This is a genomic window from Thalassovita mediterranea (assembly GCA_019448215.1).
Classification (GTDB): domain Bacteria; phylum Pseudomonadota; class Alphaproteobacteria; order Caulobacterales; family Hyphomonadaceae; genus Henriciella.
In genome coordinates, this window is sequence record CP080408.1 from 1,304,559 (window position 1) to 1,322,186 (window position 17,628).

General features: G+C 61.3%; 15 protein-coding genes. 3 read left to right on the forward strand and 12 right to left on the reverse strand.

The window, feature by feature from the left end:
- Positions 1 to 6: 6 nt before the first annotated feature.
- The 8 genes from KUV46_06430 to KUV46_06465 form a co-directional block, all read right to left on the reverse strand.
- Complete coding sequence (locus tag KUV46_06430; GenBank protein ID QYJ02023.1) at positions 7 to 414, reverse strand: F0F1 ATP synthase subunit epsilon; 408 nt, start codon at positions 412 to 414, stop codon at positions 7 to 9.
- Positions 415 to 515: 101 nt separating this feature from the next.
- Entirely contained in the window at positions 516 to 1,313 is a 798-nt protein-coding gene (locus tag KUV46_06435) for a hypothetical protein (GenBank protein ID QYJ02024.1), read from the reverse strand.
- Between the two features lie 102 nt (positions 1,314 to 1,415).
- Entirely contained in the window at positions 1,416 to 2,270 is an 855-nt protein-coding gene (locus KUV46_06440; protein QYJ02025.1) for a hypothetical protein, read from the reverse strand.
- Between the two features lie 76 nt (positions 2,271 to 2,346).
- Positions 2,347 to 3,774 carry a F0F1 ATP synthase subunit beta gene (gene atpD, locus KUV46_06445; GenBank protein QYJ02365.1) on the reverse strand — a complete coding sequence of 476 codons (1,428 nt, stop codon included), beginning with the start codon at positions 3,772 to 3,774 and terminating at the stop codon, positions 2,347 to 2,349.
- A gap of 381 nt (positions 3,775 to 4,155) precedes the next feature.
- Positions 4,156 to 5,040 carry a F0F1 ATP synthase subunit gamma gene (locus KUV46_06450; protein ID QYJ02026.1) on the reverse strand — a complete coding sequence of 295 codons (885 nt, stop codon included), beginning with the start codon at positions 5,038 to 5,040 and terminating at the stop codon, positions 4,156 to 4,158.
- Positions 5,041 to 5,066: 26 nt separating this feature from the next.
- A complete protein-coding gene (atpA, locus tag KUV46_06455) occupies positions 5,067 to 6,602 on the reverse strand; it encodes a F0F1 ATP synthase subunit alpha (protein ID QYJ02027.1) in 1,536 nt (511 codons plus the stop codon).
- A gap of 7 nt (positions 6,603 to 6,609) precedes the next feature.
- Positions 6,610 to 7,170, reverse strand: a complete 561-nt coding sequence (gene atpH, locus KUV46_06460; protein ID QYJ02028.1) for an ATP synthase F1 subunit delta — start codon at positions 7,168 to 7,170, stop codon at positions 6,610 to 6,612.
- Positions 7,171 to 7,339: 169 nt separating this feature from the next.
- Entirely contained in the window at positions 7,340 to 9,514 is a 2,175-nt protein-coding gene (locus KUV46_06465; GenBank protein ID QYJ02029.1) for a primosomal protein N', read from the reverse strand.
- 170 nt (positions 9,515 to 9,684) lie between these two features.
- On the opposite strand from KUV46_06465, the gene KUV46_06470 reads away from it, so the two are divergent.
- Genes KUV46_06470 through KUV46_06480 form a run of 3 tightly spaced genes read left to right on the forward strand, consistent with a single transcriptional unit; the run spans position 9,685 to position 14,860 of the window.
- Complete coding sequence (locus KUV46_06470; protein ID QYJ02030.1) at positions 9,685 to 13,524, forward strand: hypothetical protein; 3,840 nt, start codon at positions 9,685 to 9,687, stop codon at positions 13,522 to 13,524.
- 45 nt (positions 13,525 to 13,569) lie between these two features.
- Positions 13,570 to 14,466: a tyrosine recombinase XerC gene (locus KUV46_06475; GenBank protein QYJ02031.1), complete on the forward strand. Its 897-nt coding sequence runs from the start codon at positions 13,570 to 13,572 to the stop codon at positions 14,464 to 14,466.
- A 31-nt stretch (positions 14,467 to 14,497) separates the two neighbouring features.
- On the forward strand, positions 14,498 to 14,860 hold the full coding sequence (locus KUV46_06480; protein QYJ02032.1) for a DUF202 domain-containing protein: 363 nt from the start codon (positions 14,498 to 14,500) through the stop codon (positions 14,858 to 14,860).
- An 8-nt stretch (positions 14,861 to 14,868) separates the two neighbouring features.
- Here KUV46_06480 and KUV46_06485 read toward each other — a convergent pair whose 3' ends face one another.
- The 4 genes from KUV46_06485 to KUV46_06500 form a co-directional block, all read right to left on the reverse strand.
- Entirely contained in the window at positions 14,869 to 15,606 is a 738-nt protein-coding gene (locus KUV46_06485) for an enoyl-CoA hydratase/isomerase family protein (GenBank protein ID QYJ02033.1), read from the reverse strand.
- Positions 15,607 to 15,694: 88 nt separating this feature from the next.
- Positions 15,695 to 16,549 (reverse strand): SDR family NAD(P)-dependent oxidoreductase, encoded by an 855-nt coding sequence (locus tag KUV46_06490; GenBank protein ID QYJ02034.1) that lies wholly within the window; start codon positions 16,547 to 16,549, stop codon positions 15,695 to 15,697.
- Between the two features lie 35 nt (positions 16,550 to 16,584).
- Positions 16,585 to 17,049, reverse strand: coding sequence for an ASCH domain-containing protein (locus KUV46_06495; protein ID QYJ02035.1), 465 nt, complete (start codon positions 17,047 to 17,049; stop codon positions 16,585 to 16,587).
- Positions 17,039 to 17,617, reverse strand: a complete 579-nt coding sequence (locus KUV46_06500) for a hypothetical protein (GenBank protein QYJ02036.1) — start codon at positions 17,615 to 17,617, stop codon at positions 17,039 to 17,041. Before KUV46_06500 ends, KUV46_06495 begins: the two co-directional genes overlap by 11 nt.
- Positions 17,618 to 17,628 lie beyond the last annotated feature (11 nt).

Here is a 17,628-nt window from a genome sequence, read left to right on the forward strand (position 1 = left end):
ACGTCTCTAGTGGACGATGGCTGATTTGAGGTCGCTCAGATAGTCGACCTGTGCCTTCAGCGTTGCGGCGTGCGGGCCTTCCTTGCCTTCGGCAGCCAGTTTGTTCTTGGCTTCTTCAAGCTCAGCATCGACCTTGGCTGTGTCGACGGTGGAGAGGTCCACAGCTTCTTCGGCGAGGATGGTGAGTCCAGCTGGCGTCACATCGGCAAAGCCGCCGCGCACGAACAGGCGCATCTTGGTCGTGTCGTTTTCAAGAACGCGGACGACGCCGTTTTTCAGCGTGGTCATGAAAGGCGCGTGATTGACGAGTACGCCAAACTCACCCTCGGTGCCGGGCGCGATCACGTGATCGACCTCGCCAGAGAAAAGCTCCTTGGCGGGCGAAACGAGAGAGAAGTGCAGCTTGCTGGCCATGAAAGTACGTCCGAGTTAATTGCTGCGGCCTGAATACAAGTCTGAGCGCCAATGTCTACCGGGACTTGCTGTCGCGGTGGGCTGGCAGGGCCTGTCGTCGTTCAATGCCTGAGCAGGAAGAGCGTGGAGTGGGGAGAGGCGCTATCGGTCTCGCTTGCGGCATAAGTTATGGAGTAGGTGTCCCCGCCAAACTCGAATGACTTCAACATGCCGTGTAGTGGGCTACAACGTCCGGCTTCGCGAAGACGAAAGCCAGTGCGGAAGACCTCAAAATTCTGACCTTCATGTGCCCCACAGATAAATAGGCGGCTTGCGTCGAACGACCTGTCCTTATCCTCAAGCCAGTCATAGATCGCATTTTCCGGCACGGTTATCTGCGCACGATCGTTACCGTCGGCATAAAGAGACGCGCAGGACTGGTCACCGAAGGCGAACTGTACCGGAGCTGAGTCGGCCGAGGCCAATTGCTGCGCGGTGTCGCTGAAGTCCAGAACCTCCGGCTGGACCATTATTTCCTCAACATGCTGCGCAAAAGGCGTACTGCCGCCGATCACCGCCACACGCGTCGTGAGGGTGAACGCGTTGCGCAATTGCAACGTGTCGAACCCGGCCGGTTCAAGGTTGCTATTGGCGGGGTCAGAAATGAAGCGATCAGGATTGTCGGCAGACAGATAGTTCAGACAGGTATCGAGGGATGATGCGATCCAGTCCTTATAGGCGCCCAGATCAGCCGCACGTTCCTGCATTACGGCGAATGGTTGGCTGTTTCTGGGGGCTGGCGCGGCGCTTCGCTGGCTACTTTCGCTATTGTCGCAAGCCCCCAGACTGATGGCAGCAAGAAGACAGATAATGGAAACTCTAGCCTTGGCGTTTTTCCTCAACATGCCGCGATTGCTCACCGTTTCCCCCCCAAACGAAACCAGCCGCATCATTTCTGATGCGGCTGTAGACTTCAATTGAAAGTTGGAAAGGCCGTTATGACGTGTACAGCTTGGCCGTCGCTATTCCGGCTCACATCCGCCGACAATACCGTCGAGTATGGTCACGATTGAGCGTGCCATACCGGCGCTGCCCTGAAGGGTGATCTTCGCATCATTGCCGCCAAGAACAGTGAAGACGATGACCTCTAGCCGCGAGGAATGCGGAATGCCGTGAGCTTTCTCTGTCTCGCTTCCGAAGCCTGGCACGTCGACCGGTCCAGTCTCAAGCGATTCCAGCCTGGCGAGGGCCGGAGCGAAAGCGTCACAGGTGCGGCTCGTCCAGATGCGGGTCCGGAGCCCGCTTGTACGGAAGGCGTCACCGTTCTGGTAGCCGGACCAGTCCACATCGATCTTGTAGAGTTCGACGTCTGGCGAAACGCCTTGCGCGCGCAAATGTGCTGCGGCGCGGACAGGGTCGAAGGCGGCGCCCTGATAGGACAGGGCGGTCTGTTCTGACTGCGGCCCGTCAATAAGGCGAACCTGCCAGTAGCAATGCTCTGCAATCTCGGCGTGGGTGAGATGGTTCGAACCTACGACATTGATGTCAAAGTCGCGGGGATGGCTGGTGCAGAGGCGCTCCAGCCCACCGGCAACGTCCCGGAAGTACCAGTCAGCATGGATGCGAAGGGAGAGGAGCTGTGTGAAGGCGGGGCCTGTAAGTCTGGCGATGTCGCGCGCCTGACGCTCTGTGATCGCAGCATCGGCCTCGTCCTGGAGCCAGCCGACGAAATCGCTGTACATGGCGGGCGTGTAGAAACCGTCGACAGTCTCCGGCGTGCCTTCGGGCAGAGCAGGCGGCGGCGGGGGTGGGACGGCAGTAGCAGGCAGGGTGAAGGGCGCCAGCGCCAGAAGGCCCGCAACCAGAACACGTCTCATTTTCGAGGATCCCAAAAGAAAACAGCCGCATCGTTTCCGATGCGGCTGCTTAAAGCAATAGAGATTCGATGGACGCTTAAGCGTCTGCCATCATCTTTTCGGCTTTCTTCATGGCCTGGTCCATGCCGCCGACCATGTAGAAGGCTTGCTCTGGCAGGTGGTCATAGTCGCCAGCGATGAGGCCCTTGAAGCCCTTGATCGTGTCTTCGAGCTTGACCTGCTCACCAGGCGAACCGGTGAAGACTTCAGCAACGTCGAATGGCTGCGACAGGAAGCGCTCAACCTTACGGGCGCGGGCCACGACGAGTTTGTCTTCTTCAGACAGCTCGTCCATGCCGAGGATGGCGATGATGTCCTGCAGTTCCTTGTAGCGCTGCAGGATTTCCTGCACGCCGCGGGCAACTTCGTAGTGCTCTTCGCCGACGACCATCGGGTCGAGGATACGCGAGGTGGAGTCGAGCGGGTCAACAGCCGGGTAGATACCCTTTTCCGAGATCGCGCGGTTGAGAACCGTGGTCGCGTCAAGGTGGGCGAACGAGGTCGCTGGTGCAGGGTCGGTGAGGTCGTCAGCCGGAACGTAGATGGCCTGGACCGAGGTGATCGAACCCTTGGTGGTGGAGGTAATACGCTCTTGCAGGGCGCCCATGTCGGTTGCCAGCGTCGGCTGGTAGCCCACAGCGGAAGGAATACGGCCAAGAAGTGCGGACACCTCGGAGCCTGCCTGCGTGAAGCGGAAGATGTTGTCGACGAAGAACAGGACGTCCTTGCCTTCCTGGTCGCGGAAGTACTCGGCCTGTGCGAGGCCGGTCAGAGCGACGCGGGCACGGGCGCCAGGAGGCTCGTTCATCTGGCCGTAGACCAGCGTCACGCGGCTGTCGCCTTCGAGGTTGATCACGTTGGATTCGATCATCTCGTAATAGAGATCGTTACCTTCGCGCGTACGCTCGCCGACACCTGCGAACACAGAGTAACCGCCGAACAGCTTTGCGATGTTGTTGATCAGTTCCTGAATGAGAACCGTCTTGCCGACGCCTGCGCCGCCGAAGAGGCCGATCTTGCCGCCTTTTGCGTATGGGCAGAGTAGGTCGATGACCTTGATGCCGGTGACGAGGATCTCAGCCTCGGTGGACTGGTCGACGAATTCAGGGGCTGGCGCGTGGATCGGGGCGCGCTGCTTGGTTTCGACAGGGCCGCGCTCATCGATCGGCTCGCCGATGACGTTCATGATACGGCCGAGCGTTTCCGGACCAACCGGCACGCGGATCGGCTCACCAAGGTCTTTCACCGGGTGACCGCGAACGAGGCCTTCGGTGGAGTCCATTGCGATGGTGCGGACCGTGTTCTCGCCGAGGTGCTGGGCAACCTCGAGGACAAGGCGGTTGCCATTATTGTCGGTTTCCAGAGCGTTCAGGATGTCTGGAAGGTGGCCATCGAACTCAACGTCGACGACGGCGCCGATAACCTGTGAAATCTTGCCAGTCGTGGCGGATGCAGAGCTGCTCATGGAAGGCGTCTCCTTGGGAGCGGATGTCGTTTTGGTCTTTGTGGAAGCTGGCTTTTTGGTTGCCGCCGGCTTAGGGGCAGTATCCTTTTTGGCTGCCGCGGCGATGGCCGGGGCAACATCGGACACCTTTATGCCGCGACGCTCGCTTGCCTGTGCAGGCTTGCAGACGCCGCAGTCGCGGGTGTCCTTCTGGCCGAGCGACTGTGCGGTCGTCTCTGCCTCGGCATAGGTCTTGAACGGCCCATGCCACTTGTCATCGTCATTGGTCTGGTCGCCGCCGACACCCTGGCCGTGATTGCAGTACCGGCAATCGGCCGCGTGCACCCGTGCGCGCTTGTTCGAAAAGTGTTCGTAGACCCAGAAATTCATCGTCTCGTCCCCTTAGAGGGCCTCCGCACCGGAGATGATCTCGATCAGCTCCTTGGTGATCTGGGCCTGACGCGCCCGGTTATATTCCATCGACAGGTCGTCGATCATCTCACCGGCATTGCGGGTCGCATTGTCCATAGCGGTCATGCGGGCCGCCTGCTCACCTGCGCCGCTTTCCAGCATGGCGGAGATGATCTGCGTGTTGATGTAGCGCGGCAGGAGCGTCTCGAGGATCTCTTCCTGTGACGGCTCATAGATATAGGTCGCGCCCTTGAGATCGATTGTCTCGGCGTTTTCCGGGGCCTGTGCAGGAATGAGCTGCTGGGCGACGGGCACCTGGCTGAGCACATTCTTGAACTGGCTGTAGACGAGGGTGGCGACGTCGAACTCACCTGCCTCGAAACGGCCGGTGATTTCCTTGCCGAGGCCGATACCGGCTTCGGAATAGTCGTTGCCCTTGACGTCAGAGAGGTCGAGGTGGCCGACGAAAAGCTCGCTATAGTCGCGCTTCAGCTGTTCGCGGCCCTTCTTGCCGACCGTCAGGATCTTGACGGTCTTGCCAGCACCGGCGAGCTCGGCGATCAGGCGGCGGGCTTCCTTCACCACATAGGTGTTGAAGCCGCCAGCGAGGCCGCGCTCAGAGGTGAGGACGACGACCAGATGGGTCTGGTCGCTGCCCGTGCCGGACAGAAGTTTCGGGCCGCTGGAGCCTTCGCCCATGGAGCCTGCAAGGTTTGCCACAACGCTGGCCATACGCTGGGCGTATGGACGCGAGGCGGCCGCAGCATCCTGGGCACGCTTCAGCTTGGCCGCTGCAACCATCTGCATGGCCTTGGTGATCTTCCGCGTGGATTTCACGCTGTTGATCCGGTTTTTCAGATCCTTGAGGCTGGGCATCGCTCAGCTCCTGATAGCGTGGCGTCTTAGGCGAACGACTTGGTGAAGTCTTCGAGGGTCGATTTGATCTCGGCTTCGATCTCGTCGGTCAGCGCCTTGTCCTTGCGGATCTTGGCGAGGAGGTCCTTCTTGGCACCGCGCAGGTGGGCCAGAAGCTCCTTCTCGAAGCGCGTCACGTCGCGGACAGGAACCTTGTCGAGATAGCCGCGCGTACCGGCATAGATCACGACGACCTGCTCTTCCATCTGCAGCGGCGAGAATTGCGGCTGCTTGAGGAGCTCGGTGAGGCGCTCACCACGGCCGAGAAGGCGCTGGGTTGCGGCGTCGAGGTCGGAACCGAACTTCGCGAAGGCGGCCATCTCGCGGTACTGGGCGAGTTCACCCTTCATCGAGCCAGCAACTTTCTTCATCGCCTTGGTCTGTGCAGCAGAACCCACACGCGACACCGAGAGGCCGACGTTCACGGCCGGACGGATACCGGAGTTGAAGAGGTCGGTCTCGAGGAAGATCTGACCATCGGTGATCGAGATGACGTTGGTCGGGATGTAGGCCGACACGTCGTTCGCCTGGGTCTCAATGATCGGCAGGGCGGTCAGCGAACCGGAACCGTAGTCCTCGTTCAGCTTTGCTGCGCGCTCGAGCAGGCGGGAGTGGAGATAGAAAACGTCGCCCGGGTAAGCTTCGCGGCCCGGTGGGCGACGAAGAAGCAGGGACATCTGACGGTAAGCAACAGCCTGCTTGGACAGGTCATCATAGATGATCAGGGCGTGCATGCCATTGTCGCGGAACCACTCGCCGATCGTGCAGCCGGTGAACGGTGCAAGATACTGGAGCGGAGCAGGCTCGGAAGCCGTTGCGGTCACGATAACGGTGTAGTCGAGGGCGCCGCGCTCTTCGAGCGTCTTGACGACCTGGGCAACCGTGGAGCGCTTCTGGCCGATGGCGACATAGACACAGAACAGCTTCTCGCTGTCGTCTTTCGCAGCATCGTTGGTCTGCTTCTGGTTCAGGATGGTGTCGATACAGATCGCGGTCTTGCCGGTCTGACGGTCACCAATGATCAGCTCGCGCTGGCCGCGGCCAACCGGGATCATGGCGTCGATTGCCTTGAGGCCGGTCATCATCGGCTCGTGAACCGATTTACGCGGAAGAATGCCTGGGGCTTTCACGTCGACGCGGTTACGGTCTGCGACGTCTGCGATCGGGCCTTTGCCGTCGATCGGCTCACCCAGCGGGTTCACGACGCGGCCGAGAAGACCCTTGCCGACTGGTGCAGCAACAATCTCGTTCAGGCGCTTTACGTTGTCGCCTTCCTTGATGCCGCGGTCGTCGCCGAAGATCACGACGCCGACATTGTCAGCTTCGAGGTTGAGGGCCATGCCCTTCACGCCGCCGTCGAATTCGACGGTTTCACCGGCTTGTACGTTGTCGAGTCCATAGACGCGGGCGATACCGTCACCGACGGACAGGACCTGTCCAACGTCGGAGACCTCAGCCTCGACACCAAAGTTTTCGATCTGGGATTTCAGGATGCCTGAAATTTCTGCAGCGCTGATGTCCATCGAGCCTCTAAGCTCCCTTCATGGCGGTGTTCATACGTTCAAGTTTCGAGGCGACGCTCGCATCGACAAGAGTGGAGCCGACACGCAGCTGGATGCCGCCGATAAGGGCTGGAACCACTTCTGTCTCAAGTTCGACGTCGCTGCCTACAGCCTTTGCCAGTATGGCTTCAAGCTTCTGGCGCTGTTCTGCGGTCATTTCTTCCGCGGTACGGGCGACAGCCCGCTTCACGCCGCGATGCTTTGCATAAAGCTGGTCGAAATGGCTGGCAGCGCCGGTGATGTCGCTGGACCGGCCATTCGTCGCCATCGTGGCAAGGAAGTTCGACACGAGCTTGGACAGCTTTGCAGCACTGGCCAGCGCCTGAAGCGCTTTGGCCTTGTCCTCGCGCGCGAAGGCAGGCGATTCAAGAAGACGGCGAAGGTCTTCACTGTCTGCGGCCATTGCGGTGAGGCTCTTCAGGTCGGAATCGACCGTCGCGAGCTCGCCTTTATCCTTGGCGAGATCGAACAGAGCGCTCGCATAGCGGCGCGCAGTTTCATTAGCATGGGAGGCGGAAGATGCGGCCAAGACCTTGGATTCCGTCTGTTGGCGGGCGGATGCCCGGAAGTGAAACATAAGGGTTTGGGCCGGCAGGCGATGCCCCGACCCAATGCTTGTGAGGGCGCTTAGCACTTCGTTTCGGCACTGACAACGTGGCTGCAGCGGTTGAATTGCGACCGATTGGCACGCGGGCTGCCTACAGGAAGGAATACGGATCGATATCTGCAGAGATTCTCACAGGGTTCGGGAGCTTCAGCCCCTTTAACCATGCCGCCATATAAGCCGAGAGATCCACGTCGCGCGGGCTGGTGATGAGGAAGCGGATGCGGTGGCGCCCGCGCAGCAGGGAAATTGGCGCAGGGGCGGGGCCATAGACCGTGACGCCCTCACCGTTCGGCGCGGCGGCGCCCGTCAGGCGGCCTGCTTCTTCGATGAGTTGCGGTGTGGGTGCCGACAGGACGAGTGCTGCCATGCGTCCGAAAGGCGGTAGCATAAGCTCGGCGCGCACATCCCGCTCGATCTGCAGGAAGCCGTCACGGTCGCCTGCCGCTAGCGCGATCATGGCGGGGTTTTCTGGCCCATAGGTCTGGATGAGGGCGCGTCCCGGGCGCTCGGCCCGCCCAGCGCGGCCTGCGACCTGGCTCAGCAGCTGGTAGGTGCGCTCACCAGCGCGAAGGTCGCCGCCCTTCATGCCGCTATCGGCATCGACCACGCCGACAAGGGTGAGGTTCGGGAAATTGTGACCCTTGGCGACGATCTGTGTGCCGATCAGCACGTCTATCTCTCCGCCAGCCATCCGGTCGACAATGCCGCGCGTCTCTTCGCCGGAACGCGCCGTGTCCGAGGAGAAAATTTCGACCCGCGCCTGTGGCAGCAGGACGCGGACTTCTTCTGCGACACGCTCCACCCCGGGGCCGACGCCCATGAGCGAATCTTTTGCCCCGCACATCGGGCAGGCTTCGGGCTTTGGCATCGACCAGCCGGTCAGGTGGCAGACGAGGCGATTGGTGTAGCGGTGCTCGGTCAGCCAGCTTTCGGTGCCGGGGCTTTTGAGGCGTTCCCCGCAGGCCTTGCAGATGACGAGCGGGGCATAGCCGCGCCGGTTCAGGAAAAGCAGGCTTTGCTCACCCGCCTCAAATGTAGACACAAGCGCATTAGACAGCGTTGGCGAGAGCCAGTTGCCTTTTTCCGGCGGGTTGAGACGCAGGTCGACAAGTTCGATATCCGGCAGGCGGGCCGCACCAGGGCGGGCAGAGAGCCGGAGGCGTTTGTAGCGGCCAGCCTCGGCATTCACCATTGTCTCCAGCGCAGGCGTCGCGGAGGCGAGAACGATGGCAGCGTCTTCGAGCTTTGCGCGCATCACGCCCATGTCGCGGGCATGATAGGTGACGCCGTCTTCCTGTTTGAAAGATGTGTCGTGCTCCTCATCCACGATGATGAGTTTGAGATTGCGGAAAGGCAGGAAGAGCGCAGAGCGCGCGCCGATCACGATGCGGGCGCGGCCATGTGCGGTCTCACGCCAGGTGCGGCGGCGTTCAGCATCCGACAGGCCCGAATGCCAGGGGGCGGGCGGCGCGCCGAAGCGGGCTTCAAAGCGGGCGAGCACGGCCTGCGTCAGGGCGATTTCCGGCAGGAGGACGAGAACCTGCGCATCGTCGGCCTTCTGCAAAGCTTCGGCGATGGCTTCGAAATAGACTTCTGTCTTGCCGGACCCCGTGATACCGTCGAGGAGGAAGGGCTGGAAGCCGCCCTTTGCGATGGCGCGGCGTAGCTCATCGCCCGCCGTTTTTTGCTCGGCTGTCAGATGTTCGCCGCCCTCAAAGCGGGTGGGCTGCGGGTAAGGCAGGTCCGTTTCAACCTCGCGCGCTTCAAGCGAGCCGATATCGACGAGACCTTTCACCACGCCGGGGGAGACGCCTGCCTGTCTTGCCAGTTCTGCCGCGCTGGTCGGGCCAGCTTCGCGGGCGGCGTCGAGCACTTTGACCCGCGCTTCGGTCATCCGGTTCGAGCGATATCCCGTGGGCACATACACAGTTGCGGTGGGCGATGGCTTCAGACCGCCGCGCGCCCGCAGCACCATGGCGAGTACATGGCCGGGATGGGCGACATTATAGCGGGCGGCAAAGCTCACGAATTTACGCATCGGCTCTGGCATGGCCGGGACGGGGTAGACGTCGATGACGGGTTTGAGGTCACGCGTGTCGTCCTCGGCGCGGGTCTTTACGGCCCACACCACGCCGGTGCGCTCAATCTTGCCCAGCGGCGCGCGCACATAGCTGCCGGGTTCGACATCCATGCCATCGGGAATGGCATAGTCGAACGGCTCAGGCAGCGGCAGCGGAAAGAGGATGCTGGCGATCTTCATCGCCAAGAGGTGTAGTCGCAGCCTCTCTTTTCGTCACCCGGCAGAAAGCGGCCAATCCTGCCCGGTGCGCAGCAGGCAGCGGCCGTGATTCCCGAACCAGGGGAAGGTTCTGGACTTGGGCCTGACCATCTCTAGGGTTGAGCGGGCTGGACCAGAATAATTGAGGGTGGGGTCTTATGCTGCTGAATGATGGCCGCTGGAGTGAAGCGGACACCGATGAGATTGTGCGCGAACTTCTGCACGATCTGGAGCGACCGGCTGACAGGAAGGCGCTGCAGGATTTCGCGGCCCGAAACCGGATCGTTCAGGCAGCTACCCATCCGTTGAGCTTCTACGGAGATGGTCAAAGCTACAGGCTTGTCCGGCTTTCGCTGACGCCGGATGCGATCCGCGCAGGCGACCGTTATGCGCGGGCCTATCTCTGCTACATCAAGGGCCCGCAACTGGCGCGCTATCTGGACGGCTCAAGCACCGTCATGCACCAGACGAATTCGCTGAAGCTCGCTGGTAGCGGCAAGCCGCTGATCCAGCTCACGACCGATGAAAAGGTCGTCGACTACCTCAAATTCTTTTGCACCTTCACGACGGGCGAGGCGGGCCCTTTCCTGATCCTCGACAGCGTCGATGACCTGGCGTTTGGCGTTGATGGTGAGCTTCGCCAGGGCAGCACGTTCGAGCAGATGTGCGCCGTGCGTGCCCGTGACACAGGCTGGCCAGAACCGCTGCTTGAACTGACCGAAGCAGACCTCAAGGCGTGGCGCGAAGCCCCGCAGGACAAGGAACGCGAATTCAGGGAACGCGCAGCCCGCGAACACCAGCAGTCGATGGAGCCGGTTGATCTCACCCGCGTGAGCCTCGAGCAGCCGCGCGTGACCGAAAAAAGCTTCGACCCTGAAACCAAGCAGCGGAACGGCGATATTGCGGTTGCCTCGCTTTGGTATGGGCCGGCTATCTTCAATGCGCGCTTCCGGGTCTACGCTAATGGCTCGATCGAGATGCTGGAAGACCGCCCGATTGCGCCGCTCAACATCTCCAGCTGGCGGTTCCTGTCACCGTCCGGCATCCTGGTGCGTGAGGATCATGTCTCGCGGTCGGATCTGTCGGCCACCGATTTCGTTGAGCAATTCATTGCGGGGCGACAGCCGGAGCAGGCGCTTCATATCGCCAATCTTTCGATTGGTGGGGATGTCGATCTGAGCGGGCTCGAATTTGGTGGTCCCGTTACATTTGAGAATGTCATGATCGACGGCGAGCTTGCCCTCAATGGCTGCCGTTTTGCCAAGGGGTTGAGGCTGGACAGGGTCGAGGTGACCGGGCGGCTGATGGCGAGCAAGCTCAATGCCCGCTTTGTCACGTCGAGGCGCCTTCGCATTGGCGGCCTGTTCGAGATCCGCGGATCTGTGGCCGATGACAGCGATGGCAATCCGCCTTTCGGCGCGGACTTTTCCCGCGCCCTCATCGAAGATGAATTCGTTCTGCCGGGCACCGAGGTGAATGGCGGCTTCAACCTGTCCGGCATCAAGGTGAAAGGCGTTGCAGACCTGTCGAATTTGAAGGTGGAGCCGCGTCTTGCCGCCTCGCTGACGGCCTATGAAGAGATGGGGCGGCTGACGGTGGCGGATAATGTTCGCGGCGCTTCAAGCTATGATGCGGGCCTGCATGCACGTGGGGCCGTCCTGAATGAAGGGCTGAGCCTGAGATATTCTCAGGACGGCGCAAGTGAACCAAAGTTCCAGATCAGGGGCGGCGTCGATCTCTACAATGCATCGATTGCCGGCGAGATCGATCTGGCTGGTCTTCAGACTGGTTTTGTGAACCTCGCCCTCGCGCCACTTGATCCAGGCAAGGCCGAGGAGAAGGACCAGGCAGCCGCCTTTGATCCAAAAACAAACAAGGTAACTTCCCGCATTCCGGAAGTTGCGTCCGCCAATTTCTGCTTCAACTCTGCCAGGATTTCTTCCAATGTGAACGCAGCGGGCGCCGCTCCGCGAACGCTCATCCGCGGCAGTATCGACGGCAAACACTCCGACATTGGGGGGCGGGTTGTTCTTGATGGAGCCCGGATTGGCTGCACCGAGCAAGAAATCAGGCCGTTGGCGCCAAACCTCGTGAGCCAGACCGGTGCTATCGAGTTTGCCGATGCCGCGATTGGCGAGTTCTCGTTGTTCTGGGCAGTAAAATCTGACGGAACGCAGATCAGGCCAAGCTGCCGCTCCTTGACCTTCCTGAATGCAAAGGTCGAGGGGGCCATGATCGTCATGGCGGCTGAGGTCGCAGGCGACGTTGAGGCGTCACACGCCAGTGTCGGAAATGGCATCCGCCTCTGCGGCTCAACGATTGGTGGACGGCTTGATCTTGGCGGCGCCTATATCGGGCAAATGCTGGACGGCGACAGCCATGAGGACATCGGGCGCACGGTCGTGACCGGGCAGATCACGCTGAGCGGTGCAACCGTCAAGTCAGATGCCCGCTTTTGCGGCGCGTCGATCAAGGGCGGCGTCACGGCAATCACAGGCGACTTCTCGCGGATGCAGTTTCGCGCGCTCTGCTGGGAAAAGGACGGCTCCGGGGAGATCATCCCCATGGAGAGCGGGCCGATCATGCTGAACCCGCTGAAAGCTCATTCCATCGACCTGTTCGGCTGTCAGATCGAGGGCGATCTTTCTCTTATCGGAGGTGAGTTCGAGGATGGTATCCTGATCTGCCGCCACGACCCGTCCGTCTACCTCTTCTACGGTTTCGACGAGAAGCTCGCAGCAAAGGCGCAAGCGGATACGATCGAGAAGAACAGCCTCGTCACCAGAGTGTCAGGCAAGACACGGCTCGCCCATGCGACGGTGGGTGGCGACATTGATCTCTCAGGTTTCGATTGCGGCAAGGAGCTGGAACTGAGCGCCGTGAGTGTCGGGCGTACGATAAGGGCCTGCTCCATAGACGGGTTTGAGAATGGGGCGCCGAAAAAATTCCATGTGGTCTGCGACCGGTTCGAGGCAAACGATCTCGATGTGAAGGGGCATGCCAATCTGGGCGGCATTGACGCCAAGGGCGGCCTGCAGGCGAGGTTTGGATCATTCGGTGCAGAGCTGACCATTCTGGACATGGCGCCGAGCGGGAAGATCAAGAAGAATGATCGGCCGAGCGTCGACCTCTTCGGGACCAAGGGGGATCGGCTCAAGATCGGGTGCGGGGCAACGGGCGTTGGCCGGATCGACCTTCAGGGCGCCGAGTTCACGCAGATCACTGTCTGCAATCCGGACAAGGTGAGCCTCAACCCCAAGGGGCTGCAGGTCGGGCGGTGGGCCTTTACTGACAAGGATGGACATTCGCTATCGAATGAGGGCCAACGGCTCTTCCAGCTCCTGAAACGAAGCGAATTCGATCAGGGAGTATATGGCGAGGCGGAACGCTGGTTGCGCAGGCGCGGCAATGAGAACGCGGCGGACAGGCTGCATATATCGGGGCGGGCGCAGGCGGCGCGGCGCAGGCGCAGCAATTATGCGCTCTGGTCGAAGCCCTTCCGGGTGCCGGTCGACGCGCTGGTCGATTTCTTTCACCGGAACATGACGGGATACTGGACGCGCAGCTGGCCGCTAATGGCGATCTGGACTGTTTTGTTCGTGCCTAGCGTGCTGCTGGCAAGCAATCCGGCGAATATCGCGCCGAGTGCCATTCAGTTAGGCGAGCAGGAGACGCGCGCTGTCCGGGACATCCGTCCTGAGGCTGAAGACTGGTCGCCGCTGGACGTCATTCGGGTGGTCGCGTCCAATCATGTGCCGATCATACCACTCGTCGCGGAGCCGCGCTGGGAGTATCATGATCAGGCACCAGCAGAATTCAGAGTGCCGGAGATTGTTCAACCCTATTTTCCTGTAGATAGCGAGCCTGCCGAAATGCGGACGCCGCGTTTCCTGACGCCTGCTTTCTATGGATTCTGGGTGCGGGTGTTCAGCTGGATTGCGCTGCCAGTCTTCCTGATTTCGACGGCGGCGAGCATCCAGCGGCGCTATAACCTCTAGCGGTCTCAATACCCCCTTAACCCTGCGCGCTGACACTCCACCCTCATGGAAATCCTGTCGGCCTTTCTGGACCATATTGCGCGTGAGCGCCGCCTCGCGGCGAATACGGTTGAGGCGTATGGCCATGACCTTCGCAGTTTCTTTGACTTCCTTGAGGACCATCTGGGCGAGCCGGTCGCGATCAAGGCGTTCAGGCACCTTCATGCCAGCGACATTCGCGCCTTCCTTGCCAAGCGCAGACGTGAAGGGCTGTCGGATACGTCGGTGGCGCGGGTGCTGTCGGCGATAAAGACCTTCTATCACTGGCTCGATGATCATCACGGTATGGAAAATCCGGAGATTGCCTTCCTGAAAGGGCCAAAGCGCCAGTCGCGTCTGCCGCGTCCGGTCTCTGTCGCCGCGGCGCGGGACATGATCGAGACGGTGGAAGCGAGCGGGGTGGAGCCGTGGGTGGCGGCGCGGGACGCCGCCGTGCTGACGCTGCTTTACGGGTCGGGGCTTCGCATCTCTGAAGCACTTGATCTCAATGGCGACATGGTGCCTGCGCCAGAACGCCTGCGGATTGTGGGCAAGGGAGGCAAGGTGCGGCTGGTGCCACTTATCCCGGCAGTGCGGCGCGCGATTGATGAATATGCGCGGCTTTGCCCGTACAGGCTGACGGGCGAGACTCCGCTTTTCTATGGTGTACGCGGCAAGCGGCTGCAGCCCGCCATCGTGCAGCGCGGCGTTCAGGTGTTGCGCGGTGCGCTGGGCCTGCCGGAAACGGCAACGCCACACGCCCTGCGCCATGCATTCGCGACCCACCTTCTTTCAGCGGGCGCGGATCTGCGCGCGATCCAGACGCTGCTTGGCCATGCGAGCCTGTCGACGACGCAAGTCTATACCGGCGTTGATTCGGAGCGTTTGCGGGCCGTTCACGCCGGTGCGCACCCTCGCGGCTGAAACCATCGGGGCGCAGGGCGGTTAGGTTTACATGCCCAGCAAGCAGGAACTCGCTGAAGAACGCACTGACTACGCCGAAGACCGCACAATCCTCGCCAATGAGCGGACGTTCGCGGGCTGGATGCGCACAGGCGTTGCCTCGGCTGCGCTTGGCCTTGGTTTTCAGGCGATCTTTCGCGCCGTGGAGCCGACCTGGGTCGCCAAGCTGGGCGCCAGCGTCTTCATCCTGATCGCGGTCGTCGTCTTTTACCTTGCCTGGCGAAAATCCTGCAGCCTTGCCCGGCGCATGGATGCGCACACGGCAGAGCCGCTTTCCCATATCGAGTATGGGACGATCACGCTTCTGTTCGGAACGGGGACGATTCTGCTCGGCGTTCTGCTCTGGATCATCTAGGCGATGGGCTACTTTTTCATGAAGGCACCTATACGCGCCTGCATGTCAGGGCCGACACCTTCATTCTCCAGGATTTCCCATTGCAGGCCAGCATCCATCTTGTCAGCGTCAGTCGCCTCAAGAAGGCGCTTGTTGGCGGCATGGCTGAAGGGCGAGTTTGCGAGGATCTGACGCGCGAAGGTTTCCAGGTCCGCCTCAAAGCTCTCATCGGCAAAGATGGCTTCGCAGAGGCCCATACGCATGGCTTCGTCAGCCTTCACCGTCTCTGCGGTGAACATCAGGCGCTTGGCGGTGGCGATACCGACGCGGCGCGGCAGGCGCTGGCTCATGCCCCAAATCGGGGTGAGCGCCCATTTGGCATGCGTATCCGCGAATTTGGCAGACTGGGCCGCAAGGATGAAGTCTGCGGCGAGGGCAACCTCGAGTGCGCCGGTATAGCAGTGGCCGTGCACGCCCGCGATGACCGGCTTGGGCAGCTTTTCCATCAGGCGCAGCGTTTCAGAATGCCAGCCTCGCGATGGCACAGCTTCGCCTTCGGCGATGTCGCCAAGGTCGTGGCCCGCAGAGAAGCATTTGCCCGCGCCCTTCAGGATGACACAGCCGACGCTGTCATCCTTGTAGAGATCGCCGACATGGGCGCGCAGTTCCCTGAACATGTCGACGGTCAGCGCATTCAGCTTGTCCGGCCGGTTCAGCGTAAGCCAGCAAAGCCCATTATCATCCTTGCGCGTGACGAGGTCGCCCATATCCGTTTCTCCTGGTCTGTTGTTTCGGGAGAGCCTAGAACGGGCGGGCGGCGCTTGGAATGCTGACGCGCGGTCAGGCCTTCTCGCGTCAGTCGGGCTTCTTCATGCCGAAACGATTGGCAAAGATGCTGTCGAGCCAGCGTTTCGGGATGTGGGTCGGGATTGTCCAGTTTGTGAACTTGTTCGGGACGGGGGCGTAGCGCGCCTTGGGGCTGGAATCGGTCAGCGCGGTCTCGATGACTTTTGCGATCTTTTCTGGCGGCAGGCCTTCGCGCCCACCCTTCAGCATCGTGTCGGAGAATCTGGAGATCGGCTCTGCCCATGCCGAATTGGCGTAGGGCTGGCCTTCATTCTTGTCTTCGGCCTTGTCCCAGATCGGCGTCTTCACAGAGCCCGGGCCGATGGCGATGGCGTCGATGCCATAGATGATCAGCTCCCGCCGGAAGCTGTCTGTCATGCTCTCAACCGCGTGCTTGGTGGCAGTGTAGGCGCCAAGGAATGGGGCTGCGATGCGTCCGCCGAGCGAAGTGATGTTGACGATACGGCCCGGCTCTCCGGTCCGGTTACGGTCCATGCCGAGCAGCGGCAGGAAGCCCTGCGTGGCGTTCAGCGTGCCGAAGACGTTCACCTCGAAATGGGCCTTGAACTCATCGGCTGGCTGCAGCGCGAGTGGGCCCATATTGGCGATACCAGCATTGTTGACGAGGCCTGCCAGTTTTGCCCCGCCCAGCGCTTCGGCGACCTTCGCGGCGGCCTTTTCGACCTCTTCAGGCTTTGTGACATCCAGCATGAGCGGTTCGATGGCGGGGTTCGCCTTGGTCAGGGCGTCGGCATCTTCCTGCTTGCGCACGCCTGCAAAGACTTTCCAGCCCTGAGCGGCGAGGTGTTCGGCGGCTGCGCGGCCAATGCCGGTTGAGGCGCCTGTGATGACGACGGTTTTCATTCCTGTGCTCCATCAGAAGGCCAGTGGTCGGCCTGCTATTGCTTTTCAGGAGTCCAGATAAGCCGGAAGCGTTCGAAGACGATGGGTTCGTCCGGTGAGAAGAAACTGCCCTCGCGGGCGCATTCGCGGTGGAAGTATGAAAGGTGGGCCGACTGCCAGTAGGCAAGCGAGCGGTCGCCTTCGCCTTCTACATAGGCGAACTCTTCCGTGGCGGCGCTGAACGGCGCGATATCGACCTGCGTCGTCTCTATCACGCAGGCGGGGCGACCCGCGCCGTCGAGCACGAGGGAAAGGTCGCCGGGTGCGGGTGGGCGCAGGCCCATCGTCTTGTAGAGGTTGAGGCGCGACGCGGTTGCCTGTTTGGTCCCCGCAAGCACCAGCGCCAAAAGCTCGCCCGCGAGTTCTGGTCCGTCCCCGAAGGCAAAGATGTCATAGGGCTGGCGCGCATCTGCCGTGTCAGCCTGAAAGCGGTCCCATGCCGCCTGCTGGTCAGGCGTCATCCTTGCCGCCCTGAATGACGCGGAAGGCAGGCCGTTTCGGGGCGGGCTCCGGCTTGGCCTCACGCTCCGGCTTTCTGGACTGGGCGGCAGGCTTTGCAGGCGGTGTCTTGCGCGGGGTGCGCTTGGGGCGCGGTTCGCCGAGTTCGCTGCCGCGGATCACGCTGAACGGTGTGGGTGCCGGCTTTGTCTCAGGCGGCGGCGCTGGCTCTTCGGCGATGTCATCGTCGAGCTGGCGAACGCGGGGTGTGAAGTCCTGCTTCTTCTTCCAGCCAAGCGGTTTGCGCGTCTTGAAGCCGGTGTCCTTGCCGCGCGCCTTCTTATCGATTTCCTTCAGCTTGCGGGTCTGGAGAGCCGACATCGGCTCCTCGAGATTGCCTTTTTCAGGGTCCGCGAAGGCAGAACCGAAGGTCTCAATACGCTGCTCGACTTCTTCCAGGAATTCACGTTCCCAATCAGAAAGGGGCGGGCCCTCGCCGCGTTCGGCAAGCTCTGCCGCCTTGCGCAGTTTGCGCAGCGCCTTGCGCTTCTTTCTCTCATCGATTTCGCGTGACATCAGTAGCTGAGACATTAGGTCGGTTC

Bases quoted from the DNA above. Each gene is read 5' to 3' on its own strand.
- KUV46_06485 (QYJ02033.1), bottom strand. From the start codon at position 15,606: ATGGGCGACCTCGTCACGCGCAAGGATGATAATGGGCTTTGCTGGCTT.
- KUV46_06440 (QYJ02025.1), bottom strand. From the start codon at position 2,270: ATGAGACGTGTTCTGGTTGCGGGCCTTCTGGCGCTGGCGCCCTTCACC.
- KUV46_06495 (QYJ02035.1), bottom strand. From the start codon at position 17,049: ATGACGCCTGACCAGCAGGCGGCATGGGACCGCTTTCAGGCTGACACG.
- KUV46_06480 (QYJ02032.1), top strand. From the start codon at position 14,498: ATGCCCAGCAAGCAGGAACTCGCTGAAGAACGCACTGACTACGCCGAA.
- KUV46_06450 (QYJ02026.1), bottom strand. From the start codon at position 5,040: ATGCCCAGCCTCAAGGATCTGAAAAACCGGATCAACAGCGTGAAATCC.
- KUV46_06475 (QYJ02031.1), top strand. From the start codon at position 13,570: ATGGAAATCCTGTCGGCCTTTCTGGACCATATTGCGCGTGAGCGCCGC.
- KUV46_06490 (QYJ02034.1), bottom strand. From the start codon at position 16,549: ATGAAAACCGTCGTCATCACAGGCGCCTCAACCGGCATTGGCCGCGCA.
- KUV46_06430 (QYJ02023.1), bottom strand. From the start codon at position 414: ATGGCCAGCAAGCTGCACTTCTCTCTCGTTTCGCCCGCCAAGGAGCTT.
- KUV46_06500 (QYJ02036.1), bottom strand. From the start codon at position 17,617: ATGTCTCAGCTACTGATGTCACGCGAAATCGATGAGAGAAAGAAGCGC.
- atpA (QYJ02027.1), bottom strand. From the start codon at position 6,602: ATGGACATCAGCGCTGCAGAAATTTCAGGCATCCTGAAATCCCAGATC.
- KUV46_06470 (QYJ02030.1), top strand. From the start codon at position 9,685: ATGCTGCTGAATGATGGCCGCTGGAGTGAAGCGGACACCGATGAGATT.
- atpD (QYJ02365.1), bottom strand. From the start codon at position 3,774: ATGAGCAGCTCTGCATCCGCCACGACTGGCAAGATTTCACAGGTTATC.